The 20,020-nt window shown below is 48.0% G+C and carries 21 protein-coding genes, 1 tRNA gene and 1 pseudogene; 16 read left to right on the forward strand and 7 right to left on the reverse strand.

Annotated elements, in window-relative coordinates; genetic code table 11:
* The first annotated feature begins 1 nt into the window (after position 1).
* The gene (locus G7047_RS00445) at positions 2-2,167 is read left to right on the forward strand and encodes a TonB-dependent siderophore receptor (protein WP_166299691.1); all 2,166 of its coding nucleotides are present in this window, start codon (positions 2-4) and stop codon (positions 2,165-2,167) included.
* A gap of 83 nt (positions 2,168-2,250) precedes the next feature.
* On the opposite strand, the gene G7047_RS00450 is transcribed toward G7047_RS00445, so the two are convergent.
* Entirely contained in the window at positions 2,251-3,207 is a 957-nt protein-coding gene (locus tag G7047_RS00450; protein WP_166299693.1) for a sulfotransferase, read from the reverse strand.
* Between the two features lie 228 nt (positions 3,208-3,435).
* Here G7047_RS00450 and G7047_RS00455 point away from each other — a divergent pair.
* From G7047_RS00455 to G7047_RS00495, 9 genes are all read left to right on the forward strand, one after another.
* A tRNA-Ser gene (locus G7047_RS00455) sits at positions 3,436-3,525 on the forward strand.
* Positions 3,526-3,746: 221 nt separating this feature from the next.
* A complete protein-coding gene (locus G7047_RS00460) occupies positions 3,747-4,895 on the forward strand; it encodes a phage integrase SAM-like domain-containing protein (RefSeq protein WP_166299695.1) in 1,149 nt (382 codons plus the stop codon).
* A gap of 136 nt (positions 4,896-5,031) precedes the next feature.
* On the forward strand, positions 5,032-5,319 hold the full coding sequence (locus tag G7047_RS00465) for a hypothetical protein (protein ID WP_166299697.1): 288 nt from the start codon (positions 5,032-5,034) through the stop codon (positions 5,317-5,319).
* A gap of 985 nt (positions 5,320-6,304) precedes the next feature.
* Positions 6,305-6,616 (forward strand): hypothetical protein, encoded by a 312-nt coding sequence (locus G7047_RS00470; protein ID WP_166299699.1) that lies wholly within the window; start codon positions 6,305-6,307, stop codon positions 6,614-6,616.
* 31 nt (positions 6,617-6,647) lie between these two features.
* Positions 6,648-6,845: a hypothetical protein gene (locus G7047_RS00475; RefSeq protein WP_166299701.1), complete on the forward strand. Its 198-nt coding sequence runs from the start codon at positions 6,648-6,650 to the stop codon at positions 6,843-6,845.
* 208 nt (positions 6,846-7,053) lie between these two features.
* Positions 7,054-7,278 carry a hypothetical protein gene (locus G7047_RS00480; protein WP_166299703.1) on the forward strand — a complete coding sequence of 75 codons (225 nt, stop codon included), beginning with the start codon at positions 7,054-7,056 and terminating at the stop codon, positions 7,276-7,278.
* Positions 7,275-7,637: a plasmid mobilization relaxosome protein MobC gene (mobC, locus tag G7047_RS00485; RefSeq protein WP_166299705.1), complete on the forward strand. Its 363-nt coding sequence runs from the start codon at positions 7,275-7,277 to the stop codon at positions 7,635-7,637. The genes G7047_RS00480 and mobC overlap by 4 nt, the downstream gene beginning before the upstream one ends.
* Complete coding sequence (locus G7047_RS00490; RefSeq protein ID WP_166299707.1) at positions 7,627-8,931, forward strand: relaxase/mobilization nuclease domain-containing protein; 1,305 nt, start codon at positions 7,627-7,629, stop codon at positions 8,929-8,931. The genes mobC and G7047_RS00490 overlap by 11 nt, the downstream gene beginning before the upstream one ends.
* A gap of 20 nt (positions 8,932-8,951) precedes the next feature.
* Positions 8,952-9,152, forward strand: coding sequence for a hypothetical protein (locus G7047_RS00495; protein ID WP_166299709.1), 201 nt, complete (start codon positions 8,952-8,954; stop codon positions 9,150-9,152).
* A gap of 42 nt (positions 9,153-9,194) precedes the next feature.
* On the opposite strand, the gene G7047_RS00500 is transcribed toward G7047_RS00495, so the two are convergent.
* Positions 9,195-9,578 carry a hypothetical protein gene (locus G7047_RS00500; RefSeq protein ID WP_166299711.1) on the reverse strand — a complete coding sequence of 128 codons (384 nt, stop codon included), beginning with the start codon at positions 9,576-9,578 and terminating at the stop codon, positions 9,195-9,197.
* A 121-nt stretch (positions 9,579-9,699) separates the two neighbouring features.
* Between G7047_RS00500 and G7047_RS00505 the strand changes: the two genes are divergently transcribed.
* On the forward strand, positions 9,700-10,014 hold the full coding sequence (locus G7047_RS00505; protein WP_166299713.1) for a hypothetical protein: 315 nt from the start codon (positions 9,700-9,702) through the stop codon (positions 10,012-10,014).
* 62 nt (positions 10,015-10,076) lie between these two features.
* Positions 10,077-10,808 (forward strand): N-6 DNA methylase, encoded by a 732-nt coding sequence (locus G7047_RS00510; RefSeq protein ID WP_166299715.1) that lies wholly within the window; start codon positions 10,077-10,079, stop codon positions 10,806-10,808.
* 52 nt (positions 10,809-10,860) lie between these two features.
* On the opposite strand, the gene G7047_RS00515 is transcribed toward G7047_RS00510, so the two are convergent.
* The 4 genes from G7047_RS00515 to G7047_RS00525 all read right to left on the reverse strand — a co-directional run bounded on the left by G7047_RS00515 (position 10,861) and on the right by G7047_RS00525 (position 13,215).
* Positions 10,861-11,241, reverse strand: a complete 381-nt coding sequence (locus G7047_RS00515; RefSeq protein ID WP_166299717.1) for an H-NS family nucleoid-associated regulatory protein — start codon at positions 11,239-11,241, stop codon at positions 10,861-10,863.
* Between the two features lie 163 nt (positions 11,242-11,404).
* Positions 11,405-12,121 (reverse strand): hypothetical protein, encoded by a 717-nt coding sequence (locus tag G7047_RS30885; RefSeq protein WP_205904694.1) that lies wholly within the window; start codon positions 12,119-12,121, stop codon positions 11,405-11,407.
* A 262-nt stretch (positions 12,122-12,383) separates the two neighbouring features.
* Complete coding sequence (locus G7047_RS30890; RefSeq protein ID WP_205904695.1) at positions 12,384-12,728, reverse strand: DUF6602 domain-containing protein; 345 nt, start codon at positions 12,726-12,728, stop codon at positions 12,384-12,386.
* A 217-nt stretch (positions 12,729-12,945) separates the two neighbouring features.
* Positions 12,946-13,215, reverse strand: a complete 270-nt coding sequence (locus G7047_RS00525) for a hypothetical protein (RefSeq protein ID WP_166299719.1) — start codon at positions 13,213-13,215, stop codon at positions 12,946-12,948.
* A gap of 310 nt (positions 13,216-13,525) precedes the next feature.
* Between G7047_RS00525 and G7047_RS00530 the strand changes: the two genes are divergently transcribed.
* From G7047_RS00530 to G7047_RS00545, 4 genes and pseudogenes are all read left to right on the forward strand, one after another.
* Positions 13,526-15,208: a Mu transposase C-terminal domain-containing protein gene (locus tag G7047_RS00530; protein ID WP_031255935.1), complete on the forward strand. Its 1,683-nt coding sequence runs from the start codon at positions 13,526-13,528 to the stop codon at positions 15,206-15,208.
* A gap of 2 nt (positions 15,209-15,210) precedes the next feature.
* The gene (locus G7047_RS00535) at positions 15,211-16,119 is read left to right on the forward strand and encodes a TniB family NTP-binding protein (protein WP_027011230.1); all 909 of its coding nucleotides are present in this window, start codon (positions 15,211-15,213) and stop codon (positions 16,117-16,119) included.
* Positions 16,116-17,332: pseudogene (locus G7047_RS00540) on the forward strand (TniQ family protein). The gene G7047_RS00535 and the pseudogene G7047_RS00540 overlap by 4 nt, the downstream one beginning before the upstream one ends.
* A 60-nt stretch (positions 17,333-17,392) precedes the next feature.
* Positions 17,393-18,007 carry a recombinase family protein gene (locus G7047_RS00545; protein WP_005303904.1) on the forward strand — a complete coding sequence of 205 codons (615 nt, stop codon included), beginning with the start codon at positions 17,393-17,395 and terminating at the stop codon, positions 18,005-18,007.
* A gap of 87 nt (positions 18,008-18,094) precedes the next feature.
* Here G7047_RS00545 and G7047_RS00550 read toward each other — a convergent pair whose 3' ends face one another.
* Positions 18,095-20,011, reverse strand: coding sequence for a cytochrome c/FTR1 family iron permease (locus G7047_RS00550; protein ID WP_085944543.1), 1,917 nt, complete (start codon positions 20,009-20,011; stop codon positions 18,095-18,097).
* Positions 20,012-20,020 lie beyond the last annotated feature (9 nt).

Here is a 20,020-nt window from a genome sequence, read left to right on the forward strand (position 1 = left end):
CATGCAATCACATTTCGCATTCAACCCCCGGCTCAATGCCATCGTTCTGGCGTTGATCGCCGCCAGTGCAGGCTCTGCCGCGCTGGCACAGTCGAGCGCCGAAGCCACTCCCGAAGCGCAGGCCGGGCAGCCCGCATCGCTTCCGCAAGTCAACGTGCGCGACAAGTACGAACGCGAAGACCTGCCCACGCTTGCCCCGGGCCGCAAGGCCGCCAACGGTGCGCGTCTGGGCATTCTGGGCGCGACGTCCATCGTCGATGCGCCGGTGCACGTCAACGCCTATACCCGTGAGCTGGCGGAAGACTGGTCCGCGCTGTCGCTGCAGGATGTGCTGGAAAACGATGCGGCAGTGGTCTTTACCACCAACAAGGGCCACCTGCTCCAGAACTTCAATCTGCGCGGTCTGGATGTGACCGCCATGGACATCGCGACCAACGGCCTCTACGGCATCGCGCCCGCCAACTCCGTGCCGATCGAGATGTTCGAGCGCGTGGAAGTGATGCGCGGCCCGAACGTGCTGCTGTCGGGCATGCCGCCGCTAGCGAGCGTCGCGGGCTCGGTGAACATGGTGACCAAGCGCGCGTTGTCGCAGCCCATCGCGGACCTCACGACCACCTATGTATCGGACTCGTACTTCCAGGTGCACGCCGATGTAGGTAAGCGTTTCGGGCCGGAGCAGCGTCTGGGTGTGCGCTTCAACGGCGTCTACGGATCGGGTGACATGGGCGCCGAAGGCGAGTCGCAAAAGCGCAAGGTCGGCGCGCTCGGCATCGACTATCTGGGCGACCAGTTCCGCCTTTCGCTCGATGCCTACAACAGCATCAACAACATCGACGGCGGCAGCCCCGGTATGTTCAGCTTTCTGGGCAGTGCGGCCATTCCCGGCGTGGGCATGGTGCTATCACCGCCCAAGGGTGACGTGAACATGTTTCGCGGCACGCATGGCAAGTACGACAACAGCGGTCTGCTGGCCCGCGCCGAGGTGGATTTCAATTCCAACTGGCAGGGCTACTTTGCGCTCGGTGCATCCGAGGCGGAAGGCAAGGGCCTGCTGTTCGGCACCCGCGCCATCGTGACCGGCGCGGACGGCACCACGCGCGGCGCCATCTACAACGTGCACACCCAGTCCGAGCGTCGCACGGCTGAGGCCGGCGCCATCGGCAAGTTCGCTACAGGCAGCGTCCAGCACCGCATGCAGTTGTCATTCAACATCCTCAAGCACAAGGAAGGCACGTACAACACGGCGTGCAATTACTGCTACACCACCAACATGTACAACCCGACGACGCCGACCTTCCCGGCCGCGCCCGTCTGGAAGGGCTACACCACCGAAAACGAGTTCCGCTCCATCGCGCTGGCCGACACCATGGCCTTCGCCGATGACAAGGTGCTCGTCACGTTGGGCCTGCGCCATCAGAGCGTGAAGACACCGATGGTGAGCGGCGCCGCATCCAGCTACAGCAAGAGCCATCTCTCACCGATGGCCGGCGTCATCGTGCGCCCCTGGGGTGACGACATCTCGCTGTTCGCGAACTACACCGAAGGCCTGGAGCCGGGCCGCATCGTCGGCACGGGCTACGCCAATTCAGGCGAATCTCTGGACGCGATGCAGACCAAGCAGGGCGAGTTCGGCGTGAAAATCAAGGCCGGTGAAATGACGCACACGGTCAGCACCTTCCAGATCGAAAAGCCATCGGTCATCACCAACAGCGCCAACTACCAAGTGCTCGATGGCAAGCAACGTCTGCGCGGATTGGAATGGAGCGCCTTCGGCAAGATCGCTCCGACACTGTCGTTGCTCAGTGGCGTGGAATACATCAAGTCCCGTCAGATGAACACGGGTCTCGAAAACCACGGCGTACCCAAGTTGCGCGCCCGCATCGGCCTGGATTGGGACACGCCGGTCAAAGGCCTGACGGCCGGCGGCCGACTGCTCTACACCGATGGCCAGTGGGTCGACTCGGGCAACAAGCTGCGCGTGCCATCGTGGACGCGACTCGATCTGATGGCCAAGTACGAAACCAAGCTCGGCACGACTCCCTTGCGCCTCAATGCGAGCGTCGAAAACGTGACCGACAAGAAGTACTGGATCGGCATGTTCTCCGACGGCTTTGCCATGCCGGGTGCACCACGCACTTATCGCGTGTCGGCGACGGTGTCGTTCTGAGGCTGACGGGCTGATTCAAGGGATGGCCCACACGGCGGGATCACCTCGCCGTGTGGAAGTGCACCGTCGTCATCACGTCGGCCTCAGTTCAGTGTGGAGACCGCGTAACCCAGCTCACGCAGCAAATCTCCGGCAACGGACTCAAACTCCTCGATCTCTCGAACCGAAAGATCATCGCGCCATGACGCAAGCAACTGCTTGTTCGGCGCCTGAGTCGTTCGGACTTGTTGAGCCCGTCGCTGCGTCTCTCCCACGATCACTACCCCGTCGGCGGTAACGCGGCGCTGGTGCTCAAGAAGTCTGCCAGCGCTGCGTTCGTGGTAACTCAGCATGACTGGATCGAAATCCAGCTCGATGAAGTCGCACAGTCGTCGCAACTCAACTTCGGTGTTCGTGATCAGGTCTTCATAGCGCACTTCAAGATAGCGCAGACGCAGGGCTCCCGCCTCTCGGGCTGTGACGACGTTGGCGCGCCAGAATTGGGCTTGCACAGCCATCGATTCGCCGGGTGAGAACCATTGCTTGCGCAGTGACGCGGCGCTGCCTCGGCCATCCCGAATGATGTGGATGAAATGGGCCTCCGGCAACAACTTCTGCAGCGCAGGCATGTGCAGGCAATACAGCGGCGTCTTGTCGCCCCATCGCTGTTTCCCGAACCGCGCCGCGTACATCCGGTAGAAGAGCCGGAAGCCTTCTGCGAAGTTGAATGGCTCCAGCTCCATCACTGCGCGCTCGAAAACGTTGGAGTCGATTCCGAAATCTTCCCAGCCCGTAGCGTTGGGCGGAAAATGCGTGATCGCATGCGCAAACCAGGCTCTGCAGTCTTTGATTTCGGCCCCCGGCAGTGGCATGGCGAGAAAGCCGGTTTCCGGCGGAATCGCCAACGCGGGATGTGCGTCCAACATCAACCGCAGCAAGGTGGTGCCGGAGCGCGGCGATCCCACGATCATCGGCATGGGGGCTTGCGGAATGCCCGCCTTTGGCTGGCGTGAGATGGCCAATGCTTGCCGGCACCATTGCCGAATGCTGTCAATGGGCATGGCTCTTTCCCTCACTCGACATCTTTGAAGTATTCAGCGCAGCTACGTTTCTTCGAATTGCGCGGACCCACGGCTCATAGTACCTTGAGAAGTTCGATCGGAGTCATACCGTAAGCGGAAGTGCGATTTGCAAAATTGTCCGTTTGCTTTGGATGCTGTTTTGAAGAATTGTTCCTGATTTCCCCGGGACGGCTGAAACTTCCTGCTAGAATACTAGCTTCGAGTCGCGGAGAGGTGGCAGAGTGGTCGAATGTACCTGACTCGAAATCAGGCGTAGCAGCAATGCTACCGTGGGTTCGAATCCCACCCTCTCCGCCAGAATGAAAAAAGCCTTGTAAGTCAACGACTTACGAGGCTTTTCTCTTTTGAGATGGTAGCAAAACTGGTAGCAATTCATGCTCGGTTTACCTATCTATCTTCTGGGTTCTAGCTACTACCTGCACACTCGCATAGATGGCAAGCAGGTTAAGAAATCATTGAGAACGAGCTACAAGCGAGTAGCTATCATTCGAGCTGTAACCTTTTTAAACAGCTTGACAATGAGCAAAAAGCCGACTATCGGAGACTTCGCCCACCTCCTGAGTGATGAAGTCACCCCAGAAAAATACGAAATAGATTTGTCGCGGGGCATCCTCAAAGCAGATGACCCTGATGACCATCGCCAGATGATGGAAGCTTTGCAGATGATGCAGAAGGTTCAACAAGCCTCAGCACCTGCAACCGTCCCACAAGTTCCACAGGATGACCCTACGGCCTTGAAGCTTGGCGAGTTGCTAGAAAAGTTCTTCTTACTCCGTAAGCAACTGACACAGGCAACAGCAATTGCTTATAGGAACTGCATTACAGAGCTTGCAAAGTTCTTAAAAAATCCACCTATTACCCGAATTACTCCCAGCGATATAACAAGGTATCAGGAATTTTTAGCTGAAAAAGGTAATAGTGTTAGGACGATAGATAACAAAATATCAATCGTTCGTGCTTTATATAACTTTGCTAAAAAACAAGGCTATACAAGACAAGAAAATCCAGCAGAAAACAGAGCACTTTTAACAAAAAAACAAAGGTTAAAAGGTGGTTATGCTATCTTTGAAAAAGAAGAAATAGAGCTTTTCTTTAAGAGTGAATTTTTCAAAGAACAAAAAAATAAAGATAAAGACTATACAAATTCCGTAATCCTTGGTTTATTTACAGGTTGCCGTATCGGAGAGATTACAAACCTTAAAAAAGACCAGTTTAAAATTAGTCCTAATGGTGTTAATTACATAACGATAAGAGATAGTAAAACACTTGCAGGCATTCGTGAAGTTCCTATTCATCCATTGGTTTTTAATCGTATTAAAGATTTTTTAGATAGTAAAACAGATAAAGTCTTTAAATATGTGGAAAAGGAAGGAAAAGGAACGGGCAATGCAGTCGGTAAGAAATTTGCAAGAAATGTAAAAGGCTCAGGAATTACAAGAAAAAAACTTGTTTTTCACAGCTTGCGAAAGTTCGTAAACAATGAGCTTTTAAAAGATAAGGTGAGCTTGGAACATCGTTGCCAGCTAATCGGACACGAATTAGATAATGTTAATGTTGCTATATATACAGAGACATTAACTGTTGATGAGCTTGCAGAAACAGTCTTCCCAACCTTTGAAAAAATTTATAACCTTGTAAAAATTTCGCTTTATAAAACTGAATTTTGAATTGTGTTTTATTAAATTCAATTAAGCAGGCTTCGGCCTGTTTTTTTTTGTGAAAAAAAACATTACTTCTCATTGAATTTGAAAAAAGAAAAAATAAAAGCTATCATAGAGATATAACAAAAATAAAAGGCTCTATATGTCAAAGCTAATTTTAACAATGAGCGATGTTAAAAAGATAATTTTTCTCATCCATAAAAAAACCACCCTGCTTCTTCAAATAAAAGAGCTTGATTACAATCATCCAAAGCAAATCCAATTAAATCTTATGATGAACTGGACAGAAAGCGAATTAAAGCGATTTCACAATGATGATATTGAGAATATTGAAAGAATTATGATGGAAGGCTACAAAGAAAACGAAATAACTAATATGTTTAGATATCATCTAAACAAGGCAAAAAGAAAATTCGTCAAAAAAAATTAAGCTCCTTATTTGGGGCTTTTTTTATTGCATTTGACAAATAAACAAAAATACATTTAAATATATAAAGATATATTATTCGTCGGTTCATTCTCTCGGTTCGTATATCTAAATAAAACACAGAAAACTCGTGAAGTGAGGCAATGACAATAAGTCCTTTTTTACATTGAAATTTAAGCAATGGTTTAAAGAGTAAGTGTAAATTAACACTGGCTAACGGACTAGCCTTAAATGCGGTAAAAACTGCATTCAAAAGTGTTTTTAAGTTGCTAGAACGGTAATCTAACAAAGCAACACAGAAGACTAATAACAGACCTGGTTAGAGCAATTTAAAGCATTGCGAACTGTTTAAGTGTGATACAGCTTTAATGTTATCCACCCCACGACGGCGATATGCCTAAGAATTTTTGATAAAAATTAAGAGTTTTTAGGCATATCACAGAGAGGGAAAAAGTCCCACCTTTGCCAAAACTCATTAGAGTTTTAAAATTTGGCACGGGTTAGGGAAAACTTTTTCCCTCTCTGGCTCAATCCTAAGCATATCTTAAGAGAGGGAAAAAAGACAAATTTGGTATTTGTTTCAATATTGGATAAAACAAAGGGTATTTGGTGAAGTGAAACGAAACCATCATCAAAGATAAAGGCTAGACTTGTTCTAGCCTTTAATCTTTCCCATCCGGCTAGGATGTTTCCCCTTTGGGGACGGAAGGGGGAGATATAGGAACTAAGAACAATCATCTTTTTAATAGTAGTAGGAGCGAAGCGACAAAAAACCGCCACTGTGAGCTTTTCAGCCTCTACCCTACCCAGCACATCACCCAATAGAAAAAATCGCTCAAACACGGTAAAAACCAACTCTATACATCCTTCAAACTTCCTGCACTTCCAACCAACTCAAAGCCCTTCGGGGCTTTTTTTATCTGAAAAAAGTTGATTTTTATTTTTATTTCGCTACCTTAATAAATATATAAAAAGAAAAGAGGAATTTATGAGTAATTTTGTTATTGATTTTGTTGTCGGTGCTGTAAAGTTTGTTGGACGCTTATTGTTCGGTAGCTCACATTCATCAAGTAGCACTATAGAAATGGATATGTTTCTAATCTACTCATCCTTATTTTTATGGATTTGCATTATTTACATATTAGTAAAAATAGCATCGTCACCTTTTCAAAATTACGAACAAAGACAAGACGGGATTAGTCTATTTGAAATAGACAAAATGCTTAATAAGAACTTAGAAAAAACCAAAGAAAAACAACAAGAAAAAGATCAAAATTTTAAAGTAGATAGAGTTAAATAAAATAAATCATATAACAACAAAAGGAGAAAATATGAATAAAAAAAGAATGGAAATAATTAACAATAGAGCCAATGAAATACTATTAACAATAAGGTTAATGAATGACAATCAAGAAGCATTTTCAAAAGAAGATTTCAATAAAGCCGGTGAGATACTGACATTTATGGAGCTACTTGGAATTATTGAAATTGAAGATCACGGCACAAAATTTGAAATTAAGAAATTATAAAAACCAACCATAAGCCATCTTTTAAAGGTGGCTTTTTTATCGTCTATATATTTGACTTTGTAAATTCATTAAATAAGATAGTAATACATAAGCAAGATAACCGTTCTAGCGACCGTAATAAACAAAAAAGATTTTTTGTTTGTATTCTGGGAGACCCAGACCCCTAGCCTGATGGCACTAATAAAAATAATAAAGCAAAGGAATATTTATGAATTTAGACCAAGTAATTTCAGAATTGAAAATTGAGGTTGATGAGATTTTAGAGAAATTTAAAATTGAAAACATCAGTATTAAATATAAAGAATATTTGCTTTCATCTTTAAGTGTAAAACTCACAATGTTAAAAATGAATGAGAGACACAAAGCAGAAAAAGAAAGAGAAGAGGCTGAAAAAAGAGAACAAGAAAAATTAAGAAAAGAAGGCAAAAAATGAGTAGGCAAAAAATAAGAACTGGAAGAAGTGGAGAGCTTGGAGAATTAAGAGATAGAAGCTTGCATATTCGTGTTAGCAGTGAAGAGATGAAACAACTTGAGGATAAAGCAACATCTCAAAGATGCTCAACAGCTAAATATTGTCGTGATAAATTGCTATATGAAAAAGTTCATAAAGCAAACATCAAGCAACAAACAGAACTATTAAATCAACTTAACAAAATTGGAGTGAATTTAAACCAAATTGCTCACAGAATTAACAAGGGCGAGCTTTTCATAATTGAAGAATTTCAAGAAATTCTTACATCATTTAAGACATTAAAAAAACAACAATACACAAGGAACTTAAATGATAATTAAAGTTTTTAAAAATGTAGGGAAAGGCCCTAGCCGTGGAGCAATAACTTATCTTCTTGGAAAAGATAAGGATGGGAAAGTTAGAGACCCTGCACCAGTGTTATTAAATGAATTAACAACATCGGAAGGGTCTAAAGATGCCGTTGCATTTTTAATTGACAGCAATAAAAGACAAAACAAATACACAAGCGGTGTCATATCTTTCCGCAACGATGAAAAGCCTACAGCAAGGCAAATACAGGAAATAATGAAAGATTTTCGTAAAACCTTTCTGCCTGGTTTAGATGAAAACCGTGCTCCGGTTTTGTGGGTAATGCATAGGGAAAAAGGTAATGTTGAGCTTCATTGGTTAACAGCTAAACAAGACGCCAAAACTCAAAAAGCTTTAAATATTGCCCCACCTGGACCAGCTTCAAAAAGACTTTTTGAAGATTTTCAAAAAATACAGAATGACAAGCTTGGGTTTAAACAAGTAGTTCCAAGTCTCTTAAAAGCTCAATTTGATGTATTTGAGAAAGGAACAAGAAAAGAAAAGATTTCAGCTTATCTAGTTTCCAAAGTAAAAAACAACGAAATCCAGAACAGAAGCGACCTTTTAAGACACTTACAGCACGATTTAAAATGGAAAGTCTCAAGAATTGGAGATGATTACATCTCTGTTATTCCAACAGGCAAAGACAAGCCAATTCGCCTAAAGGGTCCTGCCTTCACAAGCAAGGCAGACTATAGAGAATTACTTAAACAATCAAGCAATCAGCCCATAAAGTTAAACCCAGACCAGCTTTTGAAAGTCCAAACCAGCTTAAGCAATGGGATTAAATTTAGAGCAGATTACAACGAAAAGACATTCAATAAAGTTCCAAATTTCAAGAATAAAAGCTTGAATTTCAAAGGCTCTATAAAGAATAAATCTATAGATGTGCCAAAGGTTGGCAAGTTGCCAACAGCACAACCCCCCTCCCTTGGGGAACAGGTTCCAGCCTTCAAACCTTCTAAAACTCTCTCTGACAAGCTTCAAGCTTTCACAGCTACCCAAGCCTCAACCACACAGAAAAAACAGCCTGGAGCTTCTTCTATGGCCTCCGGCTCTGGTGGTGGTTCTGGCTCTGGTTCTTCAGGTTCTTTGAGTGCAAAGATGCTTTCTTTGAAAGCTTTGATGAATTCAGAGAAAGACCCAAGAAAAGTTTGGGCACTATTAGCTCAGTTGATAGCCGTTAGAGCACAAAGAGACTTGGCTTTATCAAGAGAAAACGAAGCAGAGAAAAAAAGACTTGGCAAGATAAAAATAAAACAATAACAATAAAGGAGACAATAAAAATGAGCAAATTACACGAAATAGTAGACAATAAAATTGAAGAGATTTTTGAAATTTTAGAACTAATCAAAACAGTTCCAGAATATTTAACCCAAGAACAATTTGAATGCTTTATGACAATGCTTAATGTTTTGCATAGTCTTGGATTTATAGAGCTTGAGTTTAATGAAAATGGTTTCAGTGTCAAAACAATAGGTGATTAAAAGAGTGTATAAACATAAAGCCCCAGCGAAGGGGCTTTATGTTTAGAACTTCAATAATTTATCTCGTTTTAATTGTTTGTAGTCGTCACTCTTTTTAATTCTTTCCATCTTTGCTAAGTCTTGCAAGATATCATCTTGAAGTGTTAAAGCTTGGAATTGTTCATCATTCAGTTTTAACAAGTCTTGAATAGTAAATTTTTGAGAATACCTTAAGCTCTTCATAAATTGGCTTTTAGTGCAGTCGCTAACAAAGCCAATGGAAACCCCTACTTTTTCTGCAATCTCTTTAATTGTTATTTTTATATTAGCAATATAAAGCTCTTGTGATTGTCTTCTTTTATTTTCATATTTCTTACCTCTTGCCAGCCCACCAAGCCTTCCATTGCTTGCCAATGCTCTGCTGTAATTGCCATGTTTAATTTTCATTTTTATTTATCCTTTGCCATATGATTTATTCAATATAGCAAATTTATTAAATAAATCAATGTTGACAAAAGGTTTTATCTTGCTATATTGAATTTATCATATGGCAAATTAAGGAGAAAATATGAAGCAATTAAAAGACTTTACAGAATTAGAATTAGAACAAGTGGGCAAAAAGTGGCAACATCCAAAAACAGGAAAAACAAGATACTATTTAAACCCTGTTTGGATAATTGAAAATTATGGATATATTTTTGGTTTAAGTAGGGCAGAAGAAGCAATATTTATCAATCCAGAGTATAAGTTTTGGATTGAAGATGAAGAAGTTAAATCGAGCTTACCTTTTACTAATCACAAGAAAAAATACATTCTTCCAGCAGTCACTAATAACTTACATAAGATGCTAAATAACGAAACCCAAGCAACAGAAGAAGAATAAAAAAGCCCCAGAGATGGGGTTTTTTTCTATAAAATACATTCTTTTACAACTGAGAGAAAAAAATGCAAGAGAAGAATGATTTTTTTAACAACCTTGAAAAGCTGATTAACGATTTTAATATTAAAGGCATTAAAGAAGTTAAAACTATTGCATTGGTTTATCAAGTAGCTTTTAAGCTTATTGAAAAATCTGGCAAGCTAAAATTTCCTATCGCTTATAAATATACAGAAATTGACTTCAATAAAAATATTGCTGAAAAGCACATTCAAGAAATTCAAAATTGCTCTTTAAGTTTAATAGATGCAGTCATGGCTGGTGAAGCTTATGATGATTTGATGACTGAATTTATTGAGACAAAAAATTTAGCTAACACAAATTTAGGTCAATATTTTACTCCTAGAGATTTAGCTTTATTCCAAGCAGAAATAAACATATCTCACCATAAATTAGATGATTTCAGCGAGGATAAATATTTTTGGATTGGAGATGATACAGGCTGCGGGGCTGGCTCTTTAATTCTTGCATATATGAAATCAATTAAAGAATTGATAAAAGGGTTTGAGGATATTCATTACCAATCAATAGCTATCAGAATGAATGATATTGATGTGGACTTGTCTAAAATAGCTTATTTCCAAGTCGTCTTATCTTCTTTGCTTCATTCCTGCCCTATTGGTATAGTTGTTGTTGAAGGCAAAAACATACTCACCGAATATCAAGAAGTTAAAAATAGAAATGAATTTGTAATGAACATGCCAAAATACACTAAATACAAATTAAAAAACCAAGAATAAATGGATAACAAAAAAGCCCCAGAATTTGGGGCTTTTTACTTGGATTTTTTTATTAAATTTTATAGCCGTTTTCATCAAGCCATTGCTTCAATTCTGGGTTTCCTGCCTCTGGCTTTGTCTTTTGAATTTCTTTCAAAATAGCTTGCAACCAGAGAGGCAAGCGACCCTTCCCACCGTGCCAAGTCTCGCCCTCATTGTCTTTGTTCTTATACATTGGAACGGTTGCAGTCTTACCAGCTCCAGAAGCTTTTGCAGACTTCGCAGCCTCAGAAGTCTTAAAGCCCAGCTCACTTGCAGTGATGCCGTATTGAAGAATTTGAGCCTTCATTCCTTCAATGACCCCAGCTTTTTCAGCTTGGATGATTGCTTGTGCCTTGTTCTGAAGTTCTTCAATCTGTGCTTGAAGTTCTGCCAATGTCAATTCTTTAGCCATCTCTTTAACCTCCAAAAAAGTTCTTTATAGCTTATCTTAACCTGGTTTTTATGGAATTTTTAAATTTTTTAGCATAGGGGCCCTACAGGCGGTAGGTCATTCGTTTGAGCGTTTCGCGTTGCTTCTCTAACAAACAAACGCCCCTTGGTATAGGCATTGGCTTTTATTCTAGAAAAACTATTACCATATAATTTGTCTTCAAACCGTTTTCTTCGCACCAAAGATCAAATCTATCTCTTTCAGAAGAGGCATATCCAGTATTTTCATTGACATTTAATACATATGTTTGAGGGTGAATTGGGCGAATATATTCACCATCTTTCATAAACAGTCTTGTAAGAATCAATTTTTGACTAACTTCATCTAGTGTAGTTTGATGCTTATCTTTAAGGTAAGCGTCCATACCTTCATCTAATGGAAGGTAGCCTCCTTGCATCGCCATTATATTTATTGCTGAAATTTCAGATTTCATCAATGAAGCAGGTTTCCAAACCTCCACATCCTCACGCTCAAGGCGACTTTCTTTTAATTCAATTGAGTTATACATCCATCCAGCTCTATCACCAACACGAACTGCTTTAGCTAATAAAAGAGGTTCAATACTATCCATATGAAGACCGTCATCCCATGGCATCCTCATATCAAAGTAAAAAGATATTTTTGACCAAATTAACTCAAGAATAAGCTTTGCAGAGTTGTGGCGTGTAGAAAAAGTGGCTACCCATTCATCTTTATTTTTTATCGGTAAAAATGGAATTCCATTGCCTTTTACAATGCAAAATTTATTTGATGTAACCAAAGATGGAATGCTTGGAATTCCAAATCCAGTATTGTTTTTATTTTTCTGCTCTTCTAATATATCAATAAAAGCTTTACGCAATCCATTTTCAGTTTTGTATCCATCGTAACCATGAATAATGGTTATCGGTGCAAGTGCTTCTTGAACAAGACAGTAAAAAAGAATGCCGTCACTTTCGGATAAACCATGTATACCAGAATAATTCTCGGGAGCTATTTTCCCCGTTATTTGAGAAAAAGTTCTTCTTGCTGAAGTTATATCTGGTTCATATCCTTCATGAATTAACTTGTGCTCAAAATTATTAGCAAACTTCTTGCGAATACTAGCAAGATGATTTATTGCATCAAGATAGTCTGCTTTTTTGAGATTTTTTTTTCACCTCAAAGATGCATAGAATATTTTCAATATCATAGATATATTGATCAGTTAGCCCATATCTCATACCCTTCCCATGAACAAGCATGCAATCAATTTGTTCGGGCAATAGTTCTCCGCCAATTGAAACAAATCCCGATACCACACTCAAATCTAAATGTTTAGGTATCGAAAAATTTTTATCTATGCCTTGCTTCGTTACTTCTTCATATGCACTTCCCAATGTTGGCATATGTGGCATTTTAATGCCTTCTAATTTCTTGGTTTCTTCTTTGATAAAGAGTTCAAGTAATTCAGATGCTTTACTTATCAATTTAATACTCCCATTGCATTAGTTAAAAAATAGATTTAATAAGATCTGGAAAAGTTCAGCTTTCACCAAACATTCGTAGCATGAATCATCCTTTAATTCTTAACCTTTTGCAAGGTGCTTATTGAAATATAATTATAAATATAATAACTCTCAAGCCATCTATCTAGCTATAGAAACAAAAAAAGACCCCGAAGGGTCTTTCTTGGTGTGGATATGCCTACTTTTTGGACTTTTCCTTTTTAATTTCTTCATTTACGAATTCAATCATTTCATTGAAGCTACGGTCAACATCAGTACCAGGCATACCCTTAAATTGGCCAAGCTGATAAGCTTTCACCGTTTGAAAATCATCAGGCTTCATTTGTTTAAGAGCTTGTTCTTTTTGCTCTGCCGTGATTTGAGACATCTTGATATCACGGACATCTTGACTGCAAGCAACCAGCAGAACAGAACTAAAAACCAAACCCAAAAGCTTCATAGATTTCATCATAACTCCTACTTTTTTAGTCGTAAAAATGCTCTTTAAAAAAACTAAAGAACACATATAGGCAATAAAACACAAAAATTAAAACACCAATGTCTTTAGCAATAAATTGAGCAGTAAAGCCAGAGACTGCAACCACACAAACAAAGAGCAATATTTTTTTCCAGAAAGCTGTCATTTTCAGAAGACGACTGCACCATTCAGCGCGGTTTGAAGCCTGTTGTGCATACGGCTCCTGATAACCCGATATCAGGATTCCTCTGCACAAAACTCGTCTATGCTCAATACTCGTGTGCACCAAAGCGAGGTGAGCATGGCGACCGATACCGCACCGATTACCGAGCACGGCGTGGCCACCCTGCCAGAACAGGCATGGGAGCGTGCGCGTCGTCGTGCGGAGATCATTGGGCCGTTGGCGCAGTCGGAGACGGTTGGGCATGAAGCGGCCGACGCGGCAGCCCAGGCATTGGGGCTGTCCCGGCGGCAGGTCTACGTCCTGATCCGCCGTGCCCGGCTAGGTTCGGGGCTGGTCACTGACTTGGCTCTTGGGCAGTCGAGCGGTGGCAAAGGTAAAGGCCGCTTGCCGGAGTCGGTCGAACGAATCATCCGCGAGTTACTGCAAAAGCGCTTCCTGACCAAGCAGAAGCGTAGCTTGGCGGCGTTCCACCGCGAAGTTGTGCGGGCGTGCAAGCTGCAAAAGCTGCGGGTGCCGGCGCGCAACACGGTGGCACTGCGGATCGCCGGCCTCGATCCGCGCGAGGTCACTCACCGCCGGGAAGGACAAGATGCCGCCCGCGACCTGCAAGGTGTTGGTGGTGTTCCGCCACCCGTCTCCGCGCCGCTGGAGCAGGTGCAGATCGACCACACAGTCATCGACCTGATCGTGGTGGACGAGCGCGACCGGCAACCGATTGGCCGTCCGTACCTGACCCTCGCCATCGACGTATTCACCCGCTGCGTGGTTGGCATGGTCGTTACGCTGGAAGCCCCGTCCGCCGTCTCGGTCGGCTTGTGCTTGGTGCATGCCGCCTGCGACAAGCGCCCTTGGTTGGAAGGGTTGAACGTAGAGATGGATTGGCCGATGAGCGGCAAGCCCAGACTGCTCTACTTGGACAACGCGGCTGAGTTCAAGAGCGAGGCGCTGCGCCGTGGCTGCGAGCAGCATGGCATCCGGTTGGACTATCGCCCGCTCGGGCAGCCGCACTACGGCGGTATCGTGGAACGGATCATCGGCACGGCGATGCAGATGATCCACGACGAATTGCCGGGGACGACCTTCTCCAATCCTGACCAGCGCGGGGAATACGCCTCCGAGAAGATGGCCGCCCTGACACTGCGCGAGCTGGAGCGCTGGCTCACATTGGCGGTCGGCACCTATCACGGCTCTGTGCACAACGGCCTGCTCCAACCGCCGGCCGCGCGCTGGGCCGAAGCTATCACGCGGACCGGCGTGCCAACCGTCATCACTCGCGCTACGGCTTTTCTGGTCGATTTTCTGCCCATCATCCGCCGCACGCTGACCCGCACCGGCTTCGTCATCGACCACATCCACTACTACGCCGATGCGCTCAAGCCGTGGATAGCTCGGCGGGACCGCTTGCCTGCGTTCCTGATCCGGCGCGACCCGCGCGACATCAGCCGCATATGGGTGCTGGAACCAGAGGGGCAGCACTACCTGGAAATTCCCTACCGTACCTTGTCGCACCCGGCTGTCACCCTCTGGGAACAACGACAGGCGCTGGCGAAATTGCGGCAGCAAGGGCGCGAACAGGTGGATGAGTCGGCGTTGTTCCGCATGATCGGCCAGATGCGCGAAATCGTTACCACCGCGCAGAAGGCTACGCGCAAGGCGCGGCGCGACGCGGATCGACGCCAGCATCTCAAGGCAACGGCACCGCCTGTCAAAACCACGCCACCACCGGGCGCTGACATGGATGGGCAGCAGGCAGACAACCAGTTGCCGGCCAAACCGTTCGACCAGATTGAGGAGTGGTAGCCGTGGAAGAATATCCCATCATCGACTTGTCCCACCTGCTGCCGGCGGCCCAGGGCTTGGCCCGTCTCCCGGCGGACGAACGCATCCATCGCCTTCGCGCCGACCGCTGGATCGGCTATCCGCGAGCAGTCGAGGCGCTGAACCGGCTGGAAACCCTGTATGCGTGGCCAAACAAGCAACGCATGCCCAACCTGCTGCTGGTAGGCCCGACCAACAACGGCAAGTCGATGATCGTCGAGAAGTTCCGGCGCACGCATCCGGCCAGAGCCGACGCCGACCAGGAGCACATTCCGGTACTGGTCGTGCAGATGCCATCCGAACCGTCGGTAATCCGCTTCTACGTCGCGCTGCTCGCGGCGATGGGTGCGCCATTGCGACCGCGCCCACGGCTGCCAGAAATGGAACAACTGGCGCTGGCACTGCTGCGCAAGGTCGGCGTGCGCATGCTGGTGATCGACGAGTTGCACAACGTCTTGGCCGGTAACAGCGTCAATCGCCGGGAATTCCTCAATCTCCTGCGCTTCCTCGGCAATGAACTGCGCATCCCACTGGTCGGGGTCGGCACGCGCGACGCCTACCTGGCCATCCGCTCCGATGACCAGTTGGAAAATCGCTTCGAGCCGATGATGCTGCCGGTATGGGAGGCCAATCACGATTGCTGCTCACTGCTGGCCAGTTTCGCCGCTTCGCTTCCACTGCGGCGACCCTCGTCGATTGCCACGCTGGACATGGCCCGCTACCTGCTCACACGCAGCGAGGGCACCATAGGCGAACTGGCGCACTTGCTGATGGCGGCGGCCATCGTCGCCGTGGAGAGCGGAGAGGAAGCGATCAACCACCGCACGCTCAGCATGGCCGACTACACCGGCCCCAGCGAGCGGCGGCGGCAATTCGAGCGGGAACTGATGTGAAGCCAGCGCCACGCTGGCCACTGCATCCGGCCCCCAGAGAAGGCGAAGCCTTGTCTTCGTGGCTCAACCGCGTGGCCCTTTGCTATCACATGGAGGTGTCCGAGCTGCTGGAGCACGATCTTGGTCACGCTCAGGTTGATGACCTGGATACCGCGCCACCACTGGCGCTGTTGGCGATGCTCTCCCAGCGGAGCGGCATCGAGCCGGACCGGCTGCGTTGCATGAGTTTCGCCGGCTGGGTGCCTTGGCTACTGGACAGCCTTGATGATCAGATTCCAGACGCATTGGAAACCTATGCGTTCCAGCTCTCGGTGCTGCTGCCGAAACTCCGCCGTAGGACGCGATCCATCACGAGCTGGCGTGCCTGGCTGCCCAGCCAGCCGATACATCGCGCCTGTCCGCTCTGTCTGAACGACCCGGCAAACCACGCCGTACTGCTTGCATGGAAGCTGCCCCTGATGCTGAGCTGCCCGCTGCATGGCTGCTGGCTGGAATCCTATTGGGGCGTGCCTGGGCGGTTTCTCGGCTGGGAGAACGCCGACACTGCGTCGCGCACCGCCAGCGACGCGATTGCAGTGATGGACCGGCGTACCTGGCAGGCACTGACGACCGGCCATGTGGAACTGCCGCGCCGACGCATCCACGCTGGTTTGTGGTTTCGACTGCTACGCACGCTGCTCGATGAGCTGAACACCCGCTTTCGGCGTGCGGAACCTACGCGGGGTATCTTCGCCAAGTCTGGCAAGGCTGCGGGCATCTGCTGCGTGCTGGGCAAAGTCTGTGGCGACCGTATGAAACCCTGAACCCGGCAATACGGTTGCAGATGCTGGAGGCGGCGGCAACGGCAATCAGCTTGATCGAGGTGAGGGATATCAGCCCGCCAGGCGAGCATGCAAAGCTGTTCTGGTCCGAGCCCCAAACCGGGTTCACCAGTGGTCTGCCGGCGAAAGCGCCGAAGCCCGAACCCGTCAATCACTGGCAACGGGCGGTCCAAGCTATCAGTGAGGCGATCATTGAAGCGCGGCACGACCCCGAGACGGCACGCTCGCTGTTCGCGTTGGCTTCCTATGGTCGGCGCGATCCCGCTTCCCTGGAACAGTTGCGCACCACCTTTGCAAAGGAAGGCATCCCCCCGGAATTTTTGTCACATTACGAGCCTAATGGGCCCTTTGCATGTCTTAGACAGAATGACGGGTTAAGTGACAACTTTTGACGGTTAGAACTTTCCGGCGCATACTGTCACATAATCGAACGTATATGTGACAGGTATGACATGCTAATCGGCTACATGCGGGTATCGAAGGCGGATGGCTCCCAGGCCACTGACTTGCAGCGCGACGCGCTGATCGCCGCCGATGTCGACCCGGCGCATCTTTACGAAGACCAGGCATCCGGCAAGCGCGAGGATCGTCCCGGCTTGGCGAGCTGTTTGAAGGCGTTGCGTTCAGGGGATACCTTGGTCGTATGGAAGCTCGACCGGCTCGGGCGCGACCTTCGGCACCTGATCAACACCGTGCACGATCTGACTGGGCGTGGCGTCGGTCTCAAGGTGCTGAGCGGCCACGGTGCGGCCATCGACACGACGACCGCTGCTGGCAAACTGGTCTTCGGCATCTTCGCCGCACTGGCCGAATTCGAGCGCGAGCTGATCGCAGAGCGCACAGTAGCGGGCTTGGCCTCGGCGCGGGCGCGCGGTAGGAAAGGTGGTCGGCCTTTCAAGATGACCGCCGCCAAGCTGCGCCTGGCGATGGCGGCAATGGGGCAGACTGAAACTAAGGTCGGCGACCTGTGCCAAGAGCTCGGCATCACGCGACAGACCTTGTACCGGCATATTTCTCCCAAGGGGGAATTGCGCGCAGATGGAATACGACTGCTGTCCAAGATGTAAAAGAAAAACTGGCCTCTACATGGTCAGCACGGATTCGAGGATGACGGCGCTCATCGCGGCATCAATTCACCTATTCACGCCGTCAAATCAGCTTTTTTGTACTGCCATTTGACGCGATGACCGCGAATTGATCGTAAAAACCACCACAATGATGAATAACACAGCGAATTGCGCTGAGAGTGTTTGCCACGACGGATAGATGCCCAGCAGATCAATGCGTGGGATCGATATTGGGCTGGTATGCAATAACCCTGCTTCTTGCAGACCTGCGATGCCCTTGCCTGCCAAGACCACGGCAAGTATGGCTACCAGCAGTGAGCTGGCAGCGAAGAACTGGCCAATCGGCAGGCGCGCACTGGTGCGCAGCAGCACGACTGCCAGCAGGGCCAGGATTCCCATGCCAGTGCCCAAGCCCGCCAGCAGGGGCCAGCCATTTCCTTCTGTCCAGAGCGCTGCGTAGAACAGCACCGTCTCGAACACCTCACGGTAGACGGCGACGAAGGCCAGCGAAAACAAGAACCATGCCGTGCGCTTGTTGAGCGCCGAAGACAGCTTTTCCTTGAGGTAGACCTGCCAACGACCGGCAACGCTCTTCTGGTGCATCCACATGCCCACACCCAGCAAGACCACGGCGGCAAAGAGTGACGAAAAGCCTTCCGTTAGCTCCCGGCTTGCCCCACTGACGCCGACCAAGTAAGTTGCCACTGCCCATGTAATGCCGCCTGCGGCCAGCGCGGATGCCCAGCCTGCATGCACGTAGATCAATACGTCTTTCCGTTCGGCTTTCTTGAGAAACGCCAGCATGGCAACGACCACCAGCAGGGCTTCCAATCCTTCACGTAGCAAGATGGTTAACGCACCGATGAAGGCCGCCACGGCATCGTCGTCGGAGGGGGCAAGCACCTTGTCCGCTTCATCCAGCAAGCCGCGCAAATGCAGCTCCGCTGTCTGCACATCGGCAGGCGAACCATTGGCTATCAATGCCCGGTAGGACACCATCGCGGCTTCGATCTTCTCGAACAGCGGCCGATTGCGAGTGGCCAACGCCGGTTCGACCGGCTCGAAGCCATCGAGGTAAGCAGACAAGGCTAGCTTGGTCGCACCTGCACGGTCGTCAGCCAGCAATGCCGTCACGCTCTCACTGAGTTTGGCTTTGGCAATCGCGGTGCCCTTCGGACTGCTGATATTCAGCGCGCTCGGATTGGCGCGCAAATAGGCCGTCAGGGCTCTGGCGGAAGGCTCATCCAGCCTGTCCGCCAAGACATGCTCAGATGTTTGCGTCAGCACATCCAGACTGGCGAGCGTCTGGCGAACCTGCGCGTTGGCTTGCCAGAGCTTGGCTCCTTCGTCCTTGTCGCTTTGCGTATAAGGTAGCGTGCCAACAAAGAACGCCAATGCCCATCGGTCTTCATCCGACAACGCGCCAAAGCCCTGCATAGCGGTGCCCTGGACACCGTTGCTGATAATTTGGTGTAGCGCGAATAAGCTGCGCTCGCGCGCCCGCATGTGATCGGCCAGCGCGGTCGGCTTGGGGTTGAGGGATGCCGCTAGGGGGCCATCACCGCGCCCTTGCTGACCGTGACAGGCCGCACACTGGGCCTGAAACAACTGCCCTCCCTTCGCTAAGACCGGCATGGCAGTCGGTGCGACTGGAAACGGGTACGCCTTTTGCACCGCACTGGACAGCGCGTGCGCCAGTTTTGCTACGCTGGCCGGATCGGCTTTGGCAGCTACCGCAGCACGCAAAGCGGTCGCTTGTTGCAACAAGCGACCCTTGTCGGTCTGGTCAGGTAATTCTCCCAGTTGACGTTCGGCTGTCGCTGAAAATTCCTGCATTTCAGCGTACTCCGACGCTTTCAGGACAGCACCGTTGGCGACCGCGCCGCCGTAATCGACGGCGACGTAGTCCAGAAGCTGCCAAATCTGTTTGGCTTTGAGTTCGGTGGTGTCGGCTGCGTAGCTTGGCCCGCCAATCAACGCGCAAGTCGCCAACAGCAAAGTCATCAGCCAGCG

This window comes from Diaphorobacter sp. HDW4A (assembly GCF_011305995.1).
Lineage (GTDB): Bacteria > Pseudomonadota > Gammaproteobacteria > Burkholderiales > Burkholderiaceae_C > Diaphorobacter_A.